General features: G+C 42.1%; 16 protein-coding genes and 1 pseudogene. 10 read left to right on the top strand and 7 right to left on the bottom strand.

Features of this window, described 5'->3' with window-relative positions:
- Nucleotides 1-490: pseudogene (locus ETF27_RS03355) on the top strand (IS5/IS1182 family transposase); the annotation flags it as partial.
- Between the two features lie 59 nt (nucleotides 491-549).
- Nucleotides 550-1,215 (top strand): hypothetical protein, encoded by a 666-nt coding sequence (locus ETF27_RS03350; protein ID WP_130828457.1) that lies wholly within the window; start codon nucleotides 550-552, stop codon nucleotides 1,213-1,215.
- Nucleotides 1,216-1,868: 653 nt separating this feature from the next.
- On the opposite strand, the gene ETF27_RS03345 is transcribed toward ETF27_RS03350, so the two are convergent.
- The 6 genes from ETF27_RS03345 to ETF27_RS03320 form a co-directional block, all read right to left on the bottom strand.
- The gene (locus tag ETF27_RS03345; RefSeq protein WP_130828456.1) at nucleotides 1,869-3,284 is read right to left on the bottom strand and encodes a tetratricopeptide repeat protein; all 1,416 of its coding nucleotides are present in this window, start codon (nucleotides 3,282-3,284) and stop codon (nucleotides 1,869-1,871) included.
- A 77-nt stretch (nucleotides 3,285-3,361) separates the two neighbouring features.
- Nucleotides 3,362-4,327, bottom strand: coding sequence for a PstS family phosphate ABC transporter substrate-binding protein (locus ETF27_RS03340; RefSeq protein ID WP_130828455.1), 966 nt, complete (start codon nucleotides 4,325-4,327; stop codon nucleotides 3,362-3,364).
- A gap of 12 nt (nucleotides 4,328-4,339) precedes the next feature.
- On the bottom strand, nucleotides 4,340-5,227 hold the full coding sequence (locus tag ETF27_RS03335) for an energy transducer TonB (RefSeq protein ID WP_130828454.1): 888 nt from the start codon (nucleotides 5,225-5,227) through the stop codon (nucleotides 4,340-4,342).
- Nucleotides 5,228-5,264: 37 nt separating this feature from the next.
- Nucleotides 5,265-5,924 carry an ExbD/TolR family protein gene (locus ETF27_RS03330; protein ID WP_130828453.1) on the bottom strand — a complete coding sequence of 220 codons (660 nt, stop codon included), beginning with the start codon at nucleotides 5,922-5,924 and terminating at the stop codon, nucleotides 5,265-5,267.
- Nucleotides 5,924-6,577 carry an ExbD/TolR family protein gene (locus ETF27_RS03325; RefSeq protein ID WP_130828452.1) on the bottom strand — a complete coding sequence of 218 codons (654 nt, stop codon included), beginning with the start codon at nucleotides 6,575-6,577 and terminating at the stop codon, nucleotides 5,924-5,926. Before ETF27_RS03325 ends, ETF27_RS03330 begins: the two co-directional genes overlap by 1 nt.
- Before the next feature lie 32 nt (nucleotides 6,578-6,609).
- Complete coding sequence (locus ETF27_RS03320; RefSeq protein WP_130828451.1) at nucleotides 6,610-7,449, bottom strand: MotA/TolQ/ExbB proton channel family protein; 840 nt, start codon at nucleotides 7,447-7,449, stop codon at nucleotides 6,610-6,612.
- A gap of 762 nt (nucleotides 7,450-8,211) precedes the next feature.
- Here ETF27_RS03320 and ETF27_RS03315 point away from each other — a divergent pair.
- Nucleotides 8,212-9,672 (top strand): alkaline phosphatase family protein, encoded by a 1,461-nt coding sequence (locus ETF27_RS03315; protein ID WP_147785502.1) that lies wholly within the window; start codon nucleotides 8,212-8,214, stop codon nucleotides 9,670-9,672.
- Nucleotides 9,673-9,904: 232 nt separating this feature from the next.
- On the top strand, nucleotides 9,905-11,368 hold the full coding sequence (locus tag ETF27_RS03310; RefSeq protein WP_240048118.1) for a calcineurin-like phosphoesterase C-terminal domain-containing protein: 1,464 nt from the start codon (nucleotides 9,905-9,907) through the stop codon (nucleotides 11,366-11,368).
- A 585-nt stretch (nucleotides 11,369-11,953) separates the two neighbouring features.
- On the opposite strand, the gene mutY is transcribed toward ETF27_RS03310, so the two are convergent.
- Nucleotides 11,954-12,937, bottom strand: coding sequence for an A/G-specific adenine glycosylase (gene mutY / locus ETF27_RS03305; protein ID WP_147785501.1), 984 nt, complete (start codon nucleotides 12,935-12,937; stop codon nucleotides 11,954-11,956).
- 362 nt (nucleotides 12,938-13,299) lie between these two features.
- Here mutY and ETF27_RS03300 point away from each other — a divergent pair, with 362 nt between their 5' ends.
- The 6 genes from ETF27_RS03300 (at nucleotide 13,300) to rodA (ending at nucleotide 20,327) form a co-directional block, all read left to right on the top strand.
- Nucleotides 13,300-13,893, top strand: coding sequence for an IMP cyclohydrolase (locus tag ETF27_RS03300; protein ID WP_130828448.1), 594 nt, complete (start codon nucleotides 13,300-13,302; stop codon nucleotides 13,891-13,893).
- A 97-nt stretch (nucleotides 13,894-13,990) separates the two neighbouring features.
- On the top strand, nucleotides 13,991-15,013 hold the full coding sequence (locus ETF27_RS03295; RefSeq protein ID WP_130828447.1) for a rod shape-determining protein: 1,023 nt from the start codon (nucleotides 13,991-13,993) through the stop codon (nucleotides 15,011-15,013).
- A gap of 88 nt (nucleotides 15,014-15,101) precedes the next feature.
- A complete protein-coding gene (gene mreC / locus ETF27_RS03290; protein ID WP_130828446.1) occupies nucleotides 15,102-15,986 on the top strand; it encodes a rod shape-determining protein MreC in 885 nt (294 codons plus the stop codon).
- A 60-nt stretch (nucleotides 15,987-16,046) separates the two neighbouring features.
- Entirely contained in the window at nucleotides 16,047-16,550 is a 504-nt protein-coding gene (gene mreD, locus ETF27_RS03285) for a rod shape-determining protein MreD (RefSeq protein WP_130828445.1), read from the top strand.
- On the top strand, nucleotides 16,547-18,691 hold the full coding sequence (mrdA, locus tag ETF27_RS03280) for a penicillin-binding protein 2 (RefSeq protein WP_130828444.1): 2,145 nt from the start codon (nucleotides 16,547-16,549) through the stop codon (nucleotides 18,689-18,691). The genes mreD and mrdA overlap by 4 nt, the downstream gene beginning before the upstream one ends.
- A gap of 160 nt (nucleotides 18,692-18,851) precedes the next feature.
- Nucleotides 18,852-20,327 (top strand): rod shape-determining protein RodA, encoded by a 1,476-nt coding sequence (gene rodA, locus ETF27_RS03275; RefSeq protein ID WP_130828443.1) that lies wholly within the window; start codon nucleotides 18,852-18,854, stop codon nucleotides 20,325-20,327.
- The last annotated feature ends 93 nt before the right edge of the window (nucleotides 20,328-20,420 follow it).

Here is a 20,420-nt window from a genome sequence, read left to right as displayed (position 1 = left end):
GAAGAACGTCACGTTCCCCACCGATTCGAAACTCCTGAATAAAATCATCGGTTTCTGCCGCGACGTGGCTCATGCAGAGCATCTCAAAGTGCGCCAAAGCTATGCCGGGGAAATCGAGAGACTCGCGGGGGACAGAGGGTATCGCGGGCAGGAAACGTGCGGAGAGACGAACATCATGATACCCGGCGTTCCCAAGGCAAGCGACTCGCCACACAAGAAAAAGAAAAAACAAAGGTTCTTCCGCAAGAGAGCAGGAATAGAGTCTGTCATAGGGCACTGCAAGGCAGAGCATCGATTGGGGAGGAACTTCTACAAGGGTCTCTTGGGTGATGCCATCAACGTGATGCTCGCTGCGGCTGCATTCAACTTCAAAAGAGCCATGCGGTTTCTTTTGTGCCTTATTCGAACCATGATAAAATGGAGTATTCAGGGAGTGGATTCCAACTTTAACGAAACAAAGGTGTTATCCAATACCATTTGCTGGTTGTAAGTCGAGTTCTTGAGGGACGACTAACAAGCATTACATCGCTATAAATATAAAACAAGGATATGGAAAAGGAAAGCCAAAGAATAAGAGCAAAGAGAAAACTTATAAAAGTAACGTTTCCGAACGGAAAGACTTTTTGCCACAAGAACTGCACAGCAACTATGATTGCAGTGCTCAATGAGATTGGAGACGAAAACTTCCCCAAAATACAAATGGAGTTATGCCACCTGCCACTGCTTTCAAAGGAAATTTATCCTAAATACAAGGAATGGATGAAACCTCTATGCAATGGTTGGTACGTGAACACACAAGCAAATACAGACTGTAAATATATACAACTGCGCGCCATCAACGAACAACTATCTTTAGGACTGACCATTGAGATAGGAACAGACTTTGAAGCACAAGACGCTCCAAACAAGGAAAAGAGAAGTAGGAAGAAAGAAAAGTTGTTAGTAAAATTTCCCAATGGCATTTATGTTTGCAATGGCAATACACAAGAAATCTATCTTGAGACAATAAGAAGAATAGGTATAGAAGATATTATGCGCAAACAGCTAAAATGGGGGAATAGGGCTTTGATTACAACAAGCAAAGTCTGGAACGATCAAATTGAAATAGCGGAACGGAGATGGATAGTTGTCCCGAACACAACAAAAGACAAAACGAAAATGCTCAGGATCATTGGTGCCATACTGCACACAAACTTAGAAATATCAATAGTATAGCAACAAACACAGAAACATTTAAACTTTTTCCCGAAAACACGAAAAATATTCAGCAAATAATGAAAGAGGCACTACCAAATTATTATTTCATCGCACATTGCGATATACCAACACAGCCCAAATCATTTTAATCCAAATCGATCATTAGGATTTCTCAGTGTTATATGACAGTGAGAAATCCTTTATTTTCCCAACGATGTTTCAAATAGTTGTGTAACCCCCACGCAAAGTTGAATCAAATCATGAGACTTGGCATATTTTGTTCCAATGCAGAATAACACATATTTCCTTATGCTTCCAATTCGTATTCAGGTAATGGTAAACAGACGCTTGATAGCGAACATTCTACCTGCCCGACACCACGAAATTATATTACAAAAACTACATCCGAGAGATACTTCGTAATCCATTGATAATCAAGATGATATTAATTGCAATTTAAAAGCTTAGCTTTTGCGCTCCAATTCATGACCTTTTGTATTGCAAAAGGTAAGCTTTTGTGGTGTAAAAGCTAAGCTTTGGACAGATGAATGAAGAAAATTTAGGAAATTATTGAACTTTTCACGTATAGTCGGAAAGGATTTTTTATAATTATAAAAAAGGCGATGCATTATTAGTCATCGCCTTTTTTAGAAATTTAAATTTGACAGGAATTACATACCAAGTGCCTTCTTGGCAAATTCATTATCCGGATTGATTTGTAATACTTTTTTAAAGTAATCGTCTGCAATCTCCTTATTACCCTTCTTGGAATTATAATATCCCAATCCATAATAAACTTGTTCAAGATAACCTTTTTCCTCTGAAGTAAGCGTCGTTTTTCCTTCTTCGTATGCAGCGACTTTCCTATAAATTTCAGCTACTTTATCTGCATCATTATCCATCTGTGCAGCGTTTGCCTCATTCAACCAAATCCAATCAGAGATGGATGGAAACTTGGTTATCATTTGCTCATATACAGCTATTGCCTTGACAAGAATATCGTGCTTCTCCGCTTTATCAGCAGTTTTCTCTGCTTTATCGATAAATGTTTGCGCAAATTTAGCCCAATCGTTGGAATTAGCTTTAGAACTCCTATTCAAGTAGTCCATTTGGGTCTCCAATGACTTATCTTCCATTCCTTGAGCAGAATACACATCGGCAATTCCCTTTAACGGTTCAAGATTTTCTTTGTCCATTTCCATTGCTTTACGGAAATTAGCCAAAGATTGTTCAAACTGCTTGATACCGCACAAAGCCTTAGCATAAACAGCATAATCATTTGCTACTTTTTTACCCTTTCCCGCAAACATGATGTTGGCAAAAGTAATTGCCTCTTGATAACTTCCTTTTTCTGTCGCTGCCATCATGCCCACACGTGCGATATACTCACTATTAGGGAATTTTTGCAAACCGGATTTAACTACCTCCAAAGTCTTGTCATGGTTCTGGAGAATAAACGCCGTGTAGCCATATTTATAGAAGTTATCTTCTGTAAGATTAGAAAGTTGAGACTTATTAAACCACTTAAGAGCTTCTTCGTACTTACCATCATTCAACATAATTTCAGCAGCAGTTGCCTCCACGGGATAATTAGGTTCTACCTTTCTGAGTTCTTCCAACTTTTGCACAGCCACATCAGCATTTACATGGCGATATACTTTTGCATAACGTTCGTAAGCCTGTATATTATGAGGATCAAGACTGATAGCCGTTTGATAGTGGCTGGCAGCAGCTCCGGCATTACCGATACTATCCTCAAGGGCTGCGATATCTCCAAGAAGCAAGTACCCCTCACTACCATTCAATTTCTTATTATTTATCACCATATTAGCAAGGTTTGTTGCCTCAGTAAAGTTTCGCTGAGCCAAATAAACGTTACCCAAAGCCACAAGAGCCTTTTCATTCTTCTTATATTCCTTCTTATAAGACTTAATTAAATCTTTAGCCGCCTTCGGATCATTGGGTGCAGCTTCAAATGCACTAATAATAGGATTGAGAGCAGCCTTATAGCTGTCATCTTGAGCCAATGCAGGTGTTGATAAACTTAGTATCAAGGCACCTACTAATAAATATTTCTTCATTTTCATAACTTTATTCGATAATCAAACTTCTACGCGTTATAATTAAGATGGATTAAGTAGTTATAAGTTTAATGGATTAAGAATTATTCAGATTTCACATTATTCACCTCGATAATATTAATTTCTCCCCTATAAGGCAAAAGACCACTCTTAAAAATTATCTTCTGACCTATCGGTCCGGAAATAAAGTTTGCGAAAGCCCAAGGAAGTGCTTTATGAGGATCGGCAACGATAGCATAAATCGTTCGCACAAACGGATATCTCCCATCAAGTAAATAGGCCTGGTAGGGTTGCCAACTATTATCATCAAATGCTTTGCTCGTCTTAGAAATCGCCATTACGCGAATATTTTTATTAAATGTGGTGTTTGTGCTGTCTCGTCGGTCATTAAGCCAGTTAGAGCCAATCACACCTATAGCGTTAGGAGTTTTATGAACATATTCTATCACAGCTTTACTATTTTGTGCAGCCACGATGTTCTTACTCTTAATATTTTTCCCATCCAATATTGAATCTACAACAAAATGAAGTGTTGCAGATGCCTTGTTATCAAAAACAATCTCAATATCCCCTTTATCGGACTTTGGATAAAGTTCATTCCACTTGGTAACCTCTCCTTTTAGTAATCTCTTGACATCGGTTACCGTGATGCAAGAGTCGGTATTGCTTCTATTGATTATGAAAGCTATCCCATCATAGCCAATAGGAAATACAGAAGGAATGGGTCCTTTCCCTCTTAGAATAGCTTCTTCACCTTTCTCCAAGACGTGAGAAGTAAAGAAAAGATTGACCTTTTGGTCAAGTAACAACTTCATACCGGTATTATCGTCCGTATAAATGGGCAACAAATGCGTCTGCGGATAACGATACTGGTAAACTTGTAATTCCTCCTCAATAAACGGACTAAAACTTTCGTCAGAGGCGAATTTAATCGTCCCTGACGTTGGTGTATCTGTTCTACCATCCTTAGCCTTCCTCTTCCCACATGAGGAGAGAAAAGCCGAGGATAGTATCAATCCTACGAAAAAGTAGAATATAGTTCTTTTCATACTCTGATGAGCTTACTGCAACTTGAAGGTAATAGGAAGCGTAAACCAGACGTTAGCAGGCTGACCGTTGTTCATACCCGGATTCCACCTCGGCATGCTGTTTACAACACGAAGAGCCTCTCTGTCAAGTGCCGGGTCTACACCGCGAGCAATTTGTGCCTGACTAACGCTACCATCGCGTCCGACTACAAACTTCACGATTACCCTTCCTTGAATACCATTCTCAGAAGCAACTGCCGGATATTGCAAATGCGAAGAGAGCCATTGGTTCACATTACCCTTGAATGAAGGCATCTGTTCGGCTACGGTAAAGATTTTCTTTTCGATATCTTCCTTGGGAGCCTCTACCTTTGGAGCTTCCTGAACCGGTTTCTCTATCTTCGGAACAATTTGTTCCGGAGTAGCGACTGTACTTTTGTTAGCAATAATGGTTCTATCTTCTACACCCTCTTTCGTCTCGGAACCAACCGCTTTGGTTTCTTTATTCATTTTCACCATTGGTGGCATTTCTTCCTTAACATCTTTATCATCCTTGATGACAGGTGCTGTAAATTTCACCGTTGCTCTCGTTTCGGGAACAATCTTCTCCGGCTCAATTTTCTTTGGTTCCGGTTTTTTCTGTTGTTCTTTACGTTTCTGCTGCTCTTTCTTCGCTTGCTCAAGCGCAGCAAGTTCCATCTTAGCGGCATAAGCTTCTTGAGCTGCTAATTCATCATTGTGTTTTTTTATCTGCCATGCAAGATAACCTCCACCGATGAACGCAGCAACGAGCAGAATAGCCAATGCTCTGATATTACGCTGCGAGACAGTCTTACGAAGGCGGTATGCTCCGTATTCCTTGTTCTTGTCAGCAAATACCATTTCGACCCATTTAGGATCGTATAGATCTATTTTTGCCATTGTTTTTTTTCTTTAATTGTTATACATCATTGCGGATTTAAGCTTGTATCCCTTTCTTTTCAAGCAAGGCTTTTTCTTCTGCGCTTAATTTATCAATGACATAAGTTCCAATGTATGAAATCTGCATTTCATCGAGAATATCAACCAAATGACGATAAGCGGCTTTATCTGTTGGCTTAATGATGACCGTCAACGTAGGTACCTTCTTGCCATTGATATTACCCATTTTGATGTTTGCGACTTCGGCTTGATAAATGCTGTCCGGATAAGCAGCCTCGTTAGCAGCTTTCTTTTTCTGAAGTTCTTGCATTGCGATGTGCAAATCTTCATAAGGAACGCTTCTTCCTTCATCCACTTCTTTGTGTTGAAGAACATAACGAATGCCGGTTTTCCCTGTGCTCCAATCAGCCGGCTTCAACCAATCAGGATTGGTAAGCTGAGGTTTACCCTCACCGTAAAACATCTTGTCGCCATCACCGATAAAAATAGTAATAGAATGCGACTCCTTAGCCTCGTTCTTTTTAACGTCGGGTTGGTTTATGTCTTTACTCGGCATGGTCAGCTCCATTGTTGACGGTTTACTTAAAGTTGTACACAACATAAAGAAGGTAATGAGCAACATAAGCATATCAACCATCGGAGTGAAGTCCACGCGGACATTCATCTTTTTCTGTTTACTGTTTTCTTTTCTTGCCATTATTTACCCTCCTTGGCTTGTGCAGCCTTTTTTGCGTCCAACTGCGTAATCATGTAGTAATGACTCTCATCCATATCTTGGAGTTCACTCATTACCTTTTTAACTGTTCCATACGGAGTGTCAGCATCGGATTTCAGCGCAATTCTCACTTTAGGATTGACATTGCGGGCTGCGTTCACCCACTGCTGAAATTCTGTCATTTCCTGACCTTGGATACTATCGAGAGGAATACCCATTTTGGGGAGTGCCTCGTTACGAGCTTGAACAGGCTTAGATAAGTAAGCTGCCAATTGATCAAGCGGTGCGCCAAATGTTGATTCCGTCAAAAATGTTTTCTTCTGCTGATCTGTAAGTGTTACAGACATGGCATCAAGAATTTGGCTCAACTCGTTTGTGTTGTCGTAACTCATAAATACCTGACCTTCACCGGTCGGTTTACCGTCAGCACCCTTTTCAGGGCTTATAAGGACTGTCAAGACACCATTTTCCGGAACGACCATCTCGGATACAGAACCCGGGGTGTTTACCTTCACCGGCTCATTTTTCACGAATGTGGACGTGAGCATGAAAAAGGTAAGCAACAAGGTCATAACGTCCGACATAGGAGTCATATCAATCCAGACGTCTTCTTTCTTAATTTTTACTTTACCCATAGCGATAAAATTTTTAAAGGGTTAGCAAAAAATTAAGCTTCTTCCGTGTGGTTTACTTCGTATGTCTGAGCGATAGAATAACCAACCTCATCAAGTGCGTATGTCAATTTGTCCACCTTGTTAGAGAAGTAGTTGTAAGAAACCACTGCGCACCAAGATGTAGCGATACCAAATGCAGTATTGATCAACGCCTCTGAAATACCAGCAGAAAGAGCGGCAGAGTCAGCACCACCACCTGCGGACAGAGCGGAGAACGATTTGATCATACCCGTTACAGTACCGAGAAGACCGGTAAGTGTACCCAACGTAACGATGGTAGCGATGATGGGGAGGTTCATTGTCAATGTAGGCATTTCGAGCTGAGTTGCCTCTTCGTGAGCCTGCTGAATCTTTGCTACCTTGTTAGCTTTCTTCAAGTTTGCGTTAGCACCTGATTCCATATCCTTGTAAGCGTTCAAAGAAGCCTTTACAACGTTTGCAACAGAACCTTTCTGGCGATCGCAGAGCTGGTTAGCTTTATTGATATCATTGCTATTCAAAGCTGCCTTGATGTTGGTAACGAATTTTGGAAGTGCACCTTTACCAAATGCGGTTTTCAAAGCCAACCAACGCTCAATAGACATTGCGAGCACTGTAAGCAACAATGTGTGGATAACGGGAACGACCACGCCACCTTTGAAGATTGTACCCCAAACGTCAGCTGGATTTTCTCTTGTGCCGGGATCTTGGAAGTGCATGTCATTTCCGAACCATGTGAAGAACAATACGAATGCTACGACTGCACAAACGACAATGATCCAAAATGCGCCTCTAACTCCGTTGAAGCCCTCTGATTTTTTCTTTGGGGCTGCTTTCTGTTGTGTAGTTGCCATAATTTGATAATTTTTTAATTTTTAGTTATTAATGAATTGAATTGTAAATATCTTATTGATTATAAACTATTTGGAAAATCACTCGGCTTTTTGAGCTTTTGTTTTTATCCACATTCACGGCAAAGATAGCAATTATAGAAGAACTAAGGCTACAATTAATAACTTTTAACTGTTAATTTCAAGCCATTTTTCATTGCTATTTATATTGCGAGTCTGTTATCATTTTTACTTTGTTAGTTTGTTTATTTCCTTTCTTTTTAATTTGGAATGAAAATTCGCAACATCGTTTCCATATCCATTTTAACGACAATTCTACTGTTTTGTTCTCGAGGCTGCCCTGTCATATTTTCAACTGTGAACCGATTGCTGTTTCCTTATTCATTTTTATTTCCTCCTTGCAAATGTACTTATTTTTATTGTTATCAACGCAAAAAAAGTAGCTTTATTTCAAGTTTTCCGCAATTTATCGTCAAAAAAAAGTAAATATCGGTTATATTTTGTCCATGTTGTAAGACTTATATTTCATTCTTCAACATTTTATTTTCATACTGTTCGCATTTTTGCTCCACCTTCTTCATCCTGATTTTTCTTCTCGACGTTCTGTCGCTCATAAATAAAAGCAAATGGTCTCAAAGAACATACTCCCACACATATTAATATATAAGGGGAAACTTTCTCACCTTTTGCGTTATTATTCATAAATTATTAATAGTATTGACACGTAGATAATTTACCTTTGTGGCAAATCAAAAAACGAGAAGAATGAGGAAAATATTTTTATTTATTGCAGCATTATTCGTGTTTAGCACAGGATGTGCCTCAGACGTTCAACGTCCGAAATTGGTAATTGGCATCATCGTGGATCAGATGCGATGGGATTATCTTTATTATTACTACGACAAAATTGGAGAAGGCGGTTTCAAGCGCATGATGAATGAGGGGTTCAGCTACGACAACATGAACATCCAATACACTCCCACCGTTACGGCATGTGGACATTCCAGCGTTTACACCGGGTCAGTACCGAGCATCACCGGAATAGCAGGGAACAACTTCTACGTTAATGACAAGCCTGTCTATTGTACGCAAGACGACAGCGTTGCCTCCATTGGGAGCAATGGCGACACCGGCAAGATGTCGCCACACTATCTTAAGGTAACCACCCTGGGCGACCAGCTCCGAACAGCCACCGACTTCAAGTCGCGCGTCGTATCCGTTTCCATAAAAGACCGAGGAGCCATTCTGCCGGGTGGACATACTGCCAACGCTGCCTATTGGTACGACGTGAAGAATGGGAAATTCATCACCAGCAGCTATTACATGAAAAAGCTACCGACGTGGGTAGAGTCGTTCAACAAGGAAAAGTGCATCAATCCGAAAGAAGACATCCGCACCTCACCAAAGGGCAACACACTGACGGTGGATATGGCAATTGCGGTCTTGCGCAATGAAAAGCTCGGACAAGGAGAAACAACGGATATCCTTGCCATCAGCTTTTCGTCCACCGACTATGTTGGACATAAATACGGTACACGAGGAAGGATCACAGAAGAAACCTACCGCGTACTTGATCGGGATTTGGCACGACTCTTTCAAGAACTTGACGCCACAGTGGGACGGGGCAATTATCTCGCGTTCCTCACTGCCGATCATGGGGCAGCCCACAACGCCGACTTCATGACAGAACATCATATCCCTGCCGGGCGGTTGAATTATTCGGCTCTTTCCAAAGGCATAAATGATATTTGCAAAATCAAAGCAATAAAAGACATCATGGACTATCGTATCTATCTCGACCACAATGCTCTAAAGGCTGCCAAAATGAATGAGGAGCAAGTAAAAACTACCATTATAAACTATCTTCAAGCGCAACCGGGAATCGACTATGCCGTTGACTTTAAGAACATCAATGTCGGATTTATTCCTCCCGCCATCAAAAACAGAATCATTATGGGATACTATCCAAAGCGTAGTGGCGACATACAAATTATTCCTTCACCGGGTTATTATGAATCGCAGGACGGCAGAAAAGCCCCGGGCACAACACACGGCGTATGGAATCCATATGACACACACATCCCCTTTCTGCTCTATGGATGGAACGTAAAACATGGAAGCAGTTCGGAAGTTACAACCATTTCCGACATTGCTCCGACAATTTGCGATATGCTTCATATTCAGCAGCCTAATGGCTGCATTGGACGACCACTCACAAGCCATTAACGCACTTGTCATTTTAATTAAACACTCTCTTTATATCGAGTTAGCGAAATTGCAACATTCTTTCCGTTCCTTTGCACTGAATAAAAACTACGATTATGTATTCAGCACAAAGGAACGGTTTTTTTATTCTTGGTTTTCACGGAGGGAGTATGCTTTCCGGTAGTCCCGACCGAAAACATTCCACACATCGACACCTTATTTATATCAATAGTAAGAACCAACAAAATGAGATATGAGAAATTTATTTGTTGACACAATGCTCCTAATTTCATTAATTTGTTATGCCACAGCCACAACCGGAGTTTCTTACTCTTTCAAGCTGCGTGGCATCGTGAAAGATGATAAGGGCAGGGGCATTCCCAATGTGGTGGTGAATGACGGAGTGCACTTTACTGTTACAGACAAGGATGGTGTTTGGAAACTCGAATCGGATTCTACGGAAAGCAAGTTCATAGCCATCTCCACTCCGGCTGATTATGAACTGCCACAAAAAGATGAATTGGCAACCGGATTCTATATTCCCATCAAAAAAGCGGTAAGAACAGAAATCAACGAATTTTCACTAAAGAAACGGAAGCGCAAAACAGATGCTTTTGCTTATATTGCCATGTCCGACCCTCAAGTGAGAAACCGAAACGACATGAAGAGATGGACGCAGGAAGCGATTCCCGACATCAAAAATATTGTTGATTCGCTCAACGACACACAAGAAGTGGTGGGTATGACATTAGGAGATTTGGTTTGGGACAAGATGAAACTATTCGGACCCTACAAAAATTCCATGAAAAACATGGGTATGACAGTATTTCAGTGTATCGGGAATCATGATTTCGACAGAAAATACCAAGATTTGAACAATATGCCGAAAGGCTCGGCTCATTTCGGCGAACATCAGTATTTCAAGTATTTCGGTCCTACGAATTATTCCTTTAACATCGGAAAAATTCACGTCATAACCATAAAAAGCATCAATTACAAAGGAAGCAAAGGTTATACCGCCGAACTTACCAATCACGTTCTGAATTGGATAAGGCACGACCTCAGCTATGTGCCCACCGGAACCACGGTATTTCTGAACATGCACGCAGCAGGATGGAACAACCTTTCGGGAGAGGGCGACATCAGCGACGCTGACAAACTGGTGAAGATATTGAAGGATTACAAAGTCCATGTCTTTTGCGGACACACTCATTTGTTCAAAAACGTGGAGCTCAACAACCACCTCTACCAGCACAACATCGGAGCAACCTGCGGAGCTTGGTGGGAAAGTTGGGTAAACCGCTGTGGTGCTCCCAACGGCTACCTCGTAGTTACGATAGACGGAGAAAAGGTGAAGTGGCACTACAAATGTACCTCGAGAAGCAGCAATTATCAGTTCAAAACTTATCGCCCTGGTACTTTTCGGACACAAAAGCCCTATTTCGTGGCAAATGTATGGGACTATGACAAACAGTGCAAAGTGGAATGGCTTGCCGATGATAAGCCCATGGGAAGGATGGAACAATTTAGCGATCAAGATGAGGAATATCTCAAGACCATAGACAAGAAGGAGAACAACGAGAAAATTGTTACTGCACATCTTTTCAGGGCAAAACCGAAAATCGGAACAAGGAAAATTTCAGTTATCTTTACCAACCGGTTCGGAGAAAGTTTCCGAAAAGAGGTCTATCTACAAAAGCCGGTTCGCGCCTATTAGAATTGAACATGGGAACGATAGAGCAGCGAATGGCGTTCCAAAAGTTCCCATTGTTTCACCGGATAAAGCATAACAGAGTTCTTAAAGAACAAGAAAAGAAAAGCAATTCATACAGCTGCTTTCTTGAAAAGATTGGTTGTGAACCTAAATTTTGTGAGAATGGACAAAACAATAGAAAGGAAACTTTCACATTCATTAACCTCAAGATTTGATTATTTTTAGAAGAAGACCGCCTTAACTTCAAAGAACGGAACGGCTCTGTATTCTCTTAACTATCAGATTTTCAGAAATTTACAAAACACATCAGTTTCTTGACTATGCAATAGCTTAGCTTTTGAAAACCAATAGCTTAGCTTTTGCTGCTCAAAAGCTCAACAAACGCAATGAAAAGATGGATGTTTAGTTCTTTAACTTTATCCCATTTACGAATTTATATGGAGTTTTTAGCACGTCGCTCATAAGAATTAAGCGATAAAAGGAAAAGAACGAGTAAGTTTTTTTTCTCTTTGAAAGAAAACTCACGATAAAAAAGAGAGACATTCATACTATGTTTTTACGATTGATTAACACTTTTGCACAAACAAATCAGAGAGAATTGGCAAGCAACTGAAGCAGTTTGGGAAAAGCATAGTTCCCCAATTCGTCCTCTTTCACCCATTTATAGCCGGACGGAAGATTGGGACGACAGAAAGGTTCCCACAAATAAAAATCGGCAAAGATGATTTGATGGGTCAATGGATGTTTTATTCCTCGCTTGATGAGCCTTAGCTCAGAGAAGGGGAAATCAAGTGCTTCGGAAGTCGGAAATTCCCACAATCCTTGCCAAATGTCGCCTGCTCCGCGACGATGTATAACCGTACTGTCATTATACCTTATATATACATAGACCAGCTTTCGTTCACGCTGCACAATTTTCTTACTTTTGACCGGGAATTTATCGATAGCATGATGAGCGTGGGCATAACAGGTTTCAACAAGTGGACAGACATTGCAATCTGGTGAAACGGGTGTACACTGAAGAGCGCCGAAATCCATAATGGCTTGATTATATTCTGCCGGGCAATCCCTTGCCAAACATTCCTGAGCCATCACCTTAAAATCCTTCTTTCCCTGTGCAGAGTCGATCGGGGTCTCAATACCAAAATAGCGAGAAAGCACTCTAAAGACATTGCCATCAACCACAGCCACAGGTTCGTTGAAAGCAAAAGAGGCTATGGCGGCAGCAGTATAATCCCCCACCCCCTTAAGCCGCTTCAACTCCTCAAACGTCTTGGGAAACGAACCCATTGTTACGACTTGCTTCGCCGCCTTATAAAGATTGCGTGCGCGCGAGTAATATCCCAATCCCTGCCATTCTCGCAACACCTCGTCTTCGGTAGCATTCGCCAGTTCATCAACGGTTTTCCATCGAGCGATGAAACGCTCCCAATACGCCTGCCCCTGCACTATGCGCGTTTGTTGCAATATGACCTCGCTAAGCCAAATGGTGTATGGGTCGGAGGACTTCCGCCAAGGAAGATCGCGACCATTGATGGCAAACCAATCGAGAACAGCTTGAGTGAAATTCATTTTGCAAAGATACTGAAAAGTGTCAGAGGAGCAAAACCGGATGATAAAAAAGTTGAATAGACTCATAGGTGTCCCTTAGACAGCGCAAGTCGAATGACAGATTGCAAATTTCCACAAAACAGAAAAATAAGATTTCAAATCGACTTCACCCCCCGAAAACATCTCATTGGCTTATATTGCGAATATAAGACATACACATCTACTTAACTATCATTCGCCATTAAACGCAATAAATAGGTAAAAAGGCGTTGAAACCGGTCTGCTGAATAATCTTGCAAGATTTAAGTTTTTTTGGACTAAAAATATTGTTTAGACGCTGGTTTTTTGTATCTTTGCACATCAAAAGCAAATATCTCAAACAGATGGCTGGAACAAAACAAATTAAGACCGCGCTTATTTCAGTTTTCCATAAGGACGGATTGGAAGACATCTTGAAAAAATTAAACTCTGAAGGAGTAAAGTTTTTAAGTACGGGCGGTACACAACAGTTTATCGAATCATTAGGCTACGAATGCCAAAAAGTAGAAGATGTAACAGGCTACCCCTCCATATTGGGTGGAAGGGTGAAAACGTTACATCCTAAAATCTTTGGTGGCATTTTGGCTCGACGCGATTTAGAAACCGACAAAGAGCAAGTAAAAGAATACGAAATACCGGAAATCGATTTGGTTATCGTCGATCTCTATCCATTTGAACAGACGGTATCCGGTGGAGCAAGCGAGGCAGATATCATTGAAAAGATAGACATTGGAGGCATATCGCTGATTCGTGCCGGCGCCAAGAACTTCAAGGACGTTGTAATTGTTCCGAGCAAAGCGGAATATCCCGTGCTCTTACAACTCTTAAACACAAAAGGAGCGAAAACAGACATCGAAGACCGGAAGATGTTTGCCGAGCATGCTTTTGGCGTCAGCAGCCACTACGACACGGCAATCCATAATTGGTTTGCGAAATGAGCACACCGATGGCGAGTACATTCCGCCCACTATGTAACAAACAAATCATCCGTTGAACGGATTTAAACAGTTTCTACACTTTAATCAATAATAAAGAATGGGATTTTTTTCATTTATCCAAGAGATAGCAATGGATTTGGGAACAGCCAACACGATTATTATCAGTGATGACAAAATCGTAGTAGATGAACCCTCAGTGGTGGCACTCGACCGCCGTACCGACAAAATGATAGCGGTTGGAGCAGATGCCAAAATGATGTACGAGAAGGAACATCCGAACATTCGCACCATTCGCCCGCTTCGGGACGGTGTGATTGCCGATTTTACCGCATGCGAGCAAATGATGCGCGGTCTTATCAAGATGGTTCACAGCGGCAATCGCTTGTTTTCCCCAACATTGCGCATGGTCATTGGCGTACCGTCAGGTTCTACGGAAGTGGAACTGCGTGCCGTTCGCGACTCTGCGGAACACGCCGACGGAAGAGATGTATATCTGATTTTTGAGCCGATGGCAGCCGCTCTTGGGATGGGACTCGATGTGGAGGCTCCGGAAGGGAATATGATAGTCGATATCGGTGGCGGAAGCACTGAAATTGCCGTAATATCTCTCGGTGGCATTGTTTGTAACAATTCTATTCGCGTTGCCGGTGATGATTTAACAGCGGACATCCAAGAATACATGAGTCGTCAGCATAATGTAAAAGTAAGTGAGCGCATGGCAGAACGCATCAAAGTACATGTGGGGTCGGCACTGACCGATTTAGGAGAAGAAGCTCCGGAGGATTATGTTGTACATGGTCCGAACCGCATCACGGCTCTTCCCATGGAAGTTCCCGTATGCTATCAGGAAATAGCTCACTGTTTGGACAAGACGGTTGCAAAGATAGAGAACGCCGTGCTTTCTGCTCTTGAGAACACACCTCCGGAATTATATGCTGACATTGTTCAGAATGGTATTTACCTCAGTGGCGGTGGTGCTTTGCTGCGTGGAATAGACAAACGCCTTACGGACAAGATAAACATTCCTTTCCATATTGCGGAAGATCCCTTGCATAGCGTGGCAAAAGGTGCCGGCATCGCGCTGAACAATGTGGATAGATTCTCGTTCTTGATGAGATAATCATTTGACGGCTCTCATTAGCCAACCATTGAAATGCCAACTGACATTTCAATGGTTCAATAATCAGGGCTGTCAGTAATCATTCGTAATGCACAATTTAGCTGAATTTCTTCGAAAAAATAAGCACTGGCTTCTTTTTTTCTTCTTGGAAGTGGTCAGTATTGTGTTGTTGTTCCGATTTAACAACTATCAGGGCAGCGTTTGGTTCACTTCAGCCAACATCTTGGCAGGTAGAACTTACGAGATGAGTTCAAAAGTTGGATCTTATCTCACCATGGGAAAAGTAAATAAAGAACTGACACGAAGAAATGTCATTTTGGAACAGCAGGTTCACGAACTCTCCAAAGAACTTTATGAAAAGACACGCGATCCCAAATATCTTTCAAAAGGTCAGTATCGTTTTTTGGCACCTTTCAACCTGATTGAAGCGAAGGTTGTATCTAATTCCCTGAACAAATCGGAAAATTTCATAACAATCAACAAGGGAAGTTGGGACGGCATAAAGCGCGACATGGGCGTTGTGTGTGGCAATGGAGTGGTCGGAACGGTTTACCTTGTAGGCATACACTATTCTGTTGTCATCCCAATTCTTAACGCAAGGTCAAACATCAGCTGTGCCATACAAGGAAGAGATTATTTCGGCTACTTACATTGGTCAGGTGGAGTAAGCGATGTGGCTTATTTGGATGATATTCCTCGACACGCTCGCTTCAAACTTGGTGATAGAGTGGTAACAAGTGGCTACTCTTCTATCTTCCCCGCAGGTGTCTTGGTTGGAAAAGTGAAGCATGTTTATAATTCAGACGATGGTCTATCGTTTCGAGTGGCAGTTCAATTATCCACAGACTTCGGCAACCTCCGCGATGTTTGTGTCATTGATGATGCCATTCTTCACCAACGAAGGAAAATGATGATTACGGCACAAGACTCCATTAAGAAATTAGGAGATGGTGTAAGTCAGCCCACCGAATGAGATACGGATTCCTTGGGGCTGGAAGAAAGGAGTAAGAAACAGGCGGTTTTGAAATAAAAGATGAGCATAGATTTTCTAAAGAACTCGTTGTGGTTCATTGTTTTGGTATTATCTCAAGTGTTTGTACTCAACCACATTCACTTGTTCGGCGTTGCCACGCCACTGCTTTACGTTTATTTTGTATTGCTCTATCGCCGCAATTATCCCAAATGGGCAATGATTTTGTGTGGATTCTTCTTGGGACTTGTCGTTGATACTTTCTCAAATACGCCCGGCGTAGCTTCCGGTTCCATGACGTTGATAGCAACCTTGCAACCATTTGTTCTCCGTCCGTTTATCCCTCGTGATAGTGGAGAAGATCTTCGCCCAAGTTTCCATTCACTTGGGCTTATGCAATACTTTTGGTATGCCACAATCCTCACGCTCATCTATAATGTATGTTTCTTCACTTTGGAGCTATTTAGCTTTTTCAACATATTAGAATGGCTCTCTTGTGTTCTGGGGAGCACAGCCATGACATTATTTCTTGTAATGATTGTTGAACTTGTAAGAAACCGCTCATGAAGAACTTTGATTTAGAAAAGCGTCGTCTTGTTCTCAGTGGCGTTGCCATCGCAATCATTGTCATTTACGTTATTCGTTTATTCGCGTTGCAGATAGCCAGCGATGACTACAGAAAACGAGCCGATTCCAATGCGTTTCTGAAAAAGATAGAATTTCCATCACGTGGCATAATAACCGATCGCAAGGGCAAATTATTGGTTTATAATCAGCCGGCATACGACATTATGGTGGTGATGAATGAGGAAAAAGGAAGATTAGATACTTTGGAATTTTGCAGAGCGTTGAACATCTCCAAACAGTTCTTCATTCGGCGCATGAATGATATTAAGGATACGGAAAAGAATCCCGGCTATTCACGCTTTACACAACAACTCTTTTTAAGTCAGCTCAGCGATAAAGAGTTTAGTGCGTTCCAAGAAAAGCTCTATCGCTTTCCCGGCTTTTACATACAAAAACGAAGCATTCGCCAATACCAACTTCCCATTGCTGGGCACGTTCTTGGTGATGTTGCAGAAGTAAGTCAAAGCGATGTAGAGGAAGACGATTACTATCAACCGGGCGACTACATAGGAAAGATGGGCATCGAACGAGAATATGAGAAAATTTTGCGAGGGCAAAAAGGAGTGCAAATTCTGCTTCGGGATGCCCACGGCAGAATAAAAGGACGATACCAAGAAGGGAAATTCGACCAAAAACCACGTCCCGGGAACGACATGCAATTAGGTTTAGACGCCGACTTACAAGCACTCGGTGAACGATTGATGGAAGGAAAACTCGGAGCCATCGTAGCTATAGAACCTAAGACCGGTCAAATCTTGGCAATGGTTTCATCGCCCACCTTTGATCCTCAAGACATGATAGGCAAAATGAGGGGAAAATATCAACAAACTTTAACTCTCGACCCCGCAAAGCCATTACTAAACAGAGCCATCATGGGACAATATCCGCCGGGCTCCACATTCAAGACCAGTCAGGCGGTTACTTACTATACGGAAGGAATTATCACCGACTCGACGAAATATCCGTGTCCGCATGGTTTCTCTTACAGGGGACTTCACGTTGGATGCCACGGACATCCCTCACCGGTTTCCATCGTACCGGCATTGAGCACATCGTGCAACGCATATTTTTGTTGGGGATTGTACCACATGTTGTCCAACAGACGCAAATACAAAAGTCTTGACATCGCCATGGATACCTGGCGCGACTATATGGTCTCAATGGGATTCGGATATAAATTAGGAATTGATTTACCGGGAGAAAAGCGAGGAATGATTCCTAACGCACATTTTTATGATAATGCCTTTGGCAAATGGAATCCGCTTACAGTCATCTCCATCTCAATAGGTCAAGGCGAGGTAAACCTGACACCACTGCAAATTGCCAATCTCGGAGCGACCATTGCCAATCGCGGATATTACATCACACCACATGTCGTCAGGCAAATACGTGGAATGAGGCTGGACAAAAAATACATATTAAAACACAGGACAAAAGGGAGTGTACGAGCCTATCAAGAGGTAGTTGCCGGCATGACATCATCGGTGAGAGGCGGAACTTGCGCTCATGCGGTGCATCCCGGATACTCACTTGCCGGTAAGACGGGAACAGCTCAAAACAGAGGAAAGGATCACTCCGTATTCATGGGATTTGCTCCCGTGGACAAGCCCAAGATAGCCATTGCCGTATATGTGGAAAATGGTGGCTTTGGAGCCGTTTATGGTGTACCTATCGGTTCGTTGATGATAGAACAATATCTCAATGGAAAATTAACGGAAAGTGATGCAAAAAAGGCGAATGATATCCAAAAACGCCACATCAGTTATCCATTCAAACGTCCGTTGAGCCATGCCGATTCCATCCGTTTAGACTCCATTAAGCGTATCAATTTCATAAAAGACTCACTTAAGCTAGAAGCTCAAAAACAAAGAAGAGCCGAGCTTCAACACAAAAAAGCTTTGAAAGCGAAGAAAGATGCCGACGAAGAAGAAAATCAGAATCAACCTTTGAACGATCCAATCATTCGCATGGATGAAGACACGAGACCCAGAACGGACGAGAAAGAACGGGAGAGGGATAAAGATAAAAATGACAATGGAAAGAAGAAAGAACGTACTTCTTCAGCAAAGAATCACACGTAACTCCACGCCAAAACGATGATTGGGTAGGACAGAGTCATACACTACCGCCCAATCACTAAAGAAGCCGAAGCAACAACACCCCAGAGACATCGGATTACAAGTGAATTCTACGCGACATTCAAGGTGCGTTCCTCTATAAACAACAAACAACGAAAAGATAGTGGCAAAAAACTATAAGACAAACAAGCAACCGGGCATCATACGTTCATTGGATTGGTGGACGATAGGTATTTATCTCTCCCTCCTCATCTTTGGATGGCTGAGCGTTTGTGGGGCTAGTTATACTTATGGCGATACTGATATTTTTTCATTGAGTTCTCGATCGGGAATGCAAATTATCTGGATAGGAACCTCCATTTGTTTGGGTTTTGTCCTCTTGATGATGGACGACCGACTTTACGATACTTTCGCATACGTCATTTACGGACTATTGGTGCTACTCCTTTTCCTTACAATATTCAATCCACACTCCATAAAAGGCTCGCGTTCGTGGATAGTCTTAGGACCGATAAGGCTACAACCGGCCGAATTTGCCAAGTTTGCCACAGCCTTAGCCATATCCAAGTTCATGTCATCGTATGGCTTTACGATGAGCAATTGGAAACATTTCGCTGCAGCTTGTGGCATTGTGGTACTTCCCATGTTGTGCATCATAGGACAAAGCGAGACCGGTTCGGCTCTTGTCTATCTCTCTTTCTTCTTGATGTTCTACCGAGAAGGTATGCCGGGTTCCATACTCTTTACCGGTATTGCCATGATTGTTTACTTTGTCGTAGGCATAAAATATGAATCCGTCATGCTATGGGGCACACCAACCTCATCAGGAAAGTTCTTTGTCTTGCTCTTGGTACAAATATTCAGTACGGGGATGGTCTGGGTATATATGCGCGACAATGGAAAAGCATTCAAGATGCTGATGGTTATCTTGGGAACCACCCTTGGCTTCTTGCTTTTTTCTAAATTCGTCATCCCATTCGACATTGTATGGGTACAACTTATCGTGTCGGCCTTGCTCATCGCATATCTCATTTTCAACTCCATGACGACACGTTTTCCCAATTATTTATACATTGCTCTTTTTTCAATTGGCTCCATCGCATTCTTTTATTCAGCCGACTACGTGCTCAACGATGTAATGCAGCCCCATCAACGGGTACGCATCAATGTACTTTTAGGTTTGGAAGAAGATTTGGCAGGAGCAGGCTACAACGTCCACCAGAGCGAAATAGCAATTGGATCAGGCGGTTTGCAAGGAAAAGGATTCCTGAATGGTACTCAAACCAAATTAAATTTTGTACCGGAGCAAGACACCGACTTCATCTTTTGCACTGTGGGCGAAGAGGAAGGATTTTTGGGATCGGCAGCGGTTCTATTCTTGTTTTTAGCATTGGTTTTGCGACTGATGCACGTAGCCGAGCGACAACCTTTTAAGTTCGGACGAGTGTATGGGTACTGTGTTGCCGGAATATTCCTTTTCCATGTCTTCATCAATGTGGGGATGGTACTCGGACTTACTCCCGTGATTGGTATTCCACTGCCATTTTTCAGTTATGGCGGTTCATCGTTATGGGGGTTTACGATACTCTTATTTATTTTCTTGCGTATTGACGCTGGACGAAACCTCATCAGACAATAAAACGCCGGTGGCATTCACTAATGTTTCAGGACTGACATTTTGCATGAAGTATCAGTTTTTTCGTGTGAATATTCGGTAGTGTCCTTAAAAGTG

Origin of the sequence: Prevotella brunnea (assembly GCF_008016795.1) — a bacterium.
Taxonomy (GTDB): Bacteria; Bacteroidota; Bacteroidia; order Bacteroidales; family Bacteroidaceae; genus Prevotella; species Prevotella brunnea.
This window is presented reverse-complemented; position numbering and strand designations above follow the sequence as displayed.

What these genes read in the sequence shown, in the direction of transcription:
- ETF27_RS03315 (WP_147785502.1), top strand. Translation starts at nt 8,212, where the DNA reads ATGAGGAAAATATTTTTATTTATTGCAGCATTATTCGTGTTTAGCACA.
- ETF27_RS03310 (WP_240048118.1), top strand. Translation starts at nt 9,905, where the DNA reads ATGAGAAATTTATTTGTTGACACAATGCTCCTAATTTCATTAATTTGT.
- mreC (WP_130828446.1), top strand. Translation starts at nt 15,102, where the DNA reads ATGCACAATTTAGCTGAATTTCTTCGAAAAAATAAGCACTGGCTTCTT.
- ETF27_RS03345 (WP_130828456.1), bottom strand. Translation starts at nt 3,284, where the DNA reads ATGAAAATGAAGAAATATTTATTAGTAGGTGCCTTGATACTAAGTTTA.
- ETF27_RS03295 (WP_130828447.1), top strand. Translation starts at nt 13,991, where the DNA reads ATGGGATTTTTTTCATTTATCCAAGAGATAGCAATGGATTTGGGAACA.
- ETF27_RS03330 (WP_130828453.1), bottom strand. Translation starts at nt 5,924, where the DNA reads ATGGCAAGAAAAGAAAACAGTAAACAGAAAAAGATGAATGTCCGCGTG.
- ETF27_RS03300 (WP_130828448.1), top strand. Translation starts at nt 13,300, where the DNA reads ATGGCTGGAACAAAACAAATTAAGACCGCGCTTATTTCAGTTTTCCAT.
- mreD (WP_130828445.1), top strand. Translation starts at nt 16,047, where the DNA reads ATGAGCATAGATTTTCTAAAGAACTCGTTGTGGTTCATTGTTTTGGTA.
- mrdA (WP_130828444.1), top strand. Translation starts at nt 16,547, where the DNA reads ATGAAGAACTTTGATTTAGAAAAGCGTCGTCTTGTTCTCAGTGGCGTT.
- ETF27_RS03335 (WP_130828454.1), bottom strand. Translation starts at nt 5,227, where the DNA reads ATGGCAAAAATAGATCTATACGATCCTAAATGGGTCGAAATGGTATTT.
- ETF27_RS03325 (WP_130828452.1), bottom strand. Translation starts at nt 6,577, where the DNA reads ATGGGTAAAGTAAAAATTAAGAAAGAAGACGTCTGGATTGATATGACT.
- ETF27_RS03350 (WP_130828457.1), top strand. Translation starts at nt 550, where the DNA reads ATGGAAAAGGAAAGCCAAAGAATAAGAGCAAAGAGAAAACTTATAAAA.
- mutY (WP_147785501.1), bottom strand. Translation starts at nt 12,937, where the DNA reads ATGAATTTCACTCAAGCTGTTCTCGATTGGTTTGCCATCAATGGTCGC.
- ETF27_RS03320 (WP_130828451.1), bottom strand. Translation starts at nt 7,449, where the DNA reads ATGGCAACTACACAACAGAAAGCAGCCCCAAAGAAAAAATCAGAGGGC.
- ETF27_RS03340 (WP_130828455.1), bottom strand. Translation starts at nt 4,327, where the DNA reads ATGAAAAGAACTATATTCTACTTTTTCGTAGGATTGATACTATCCTCG.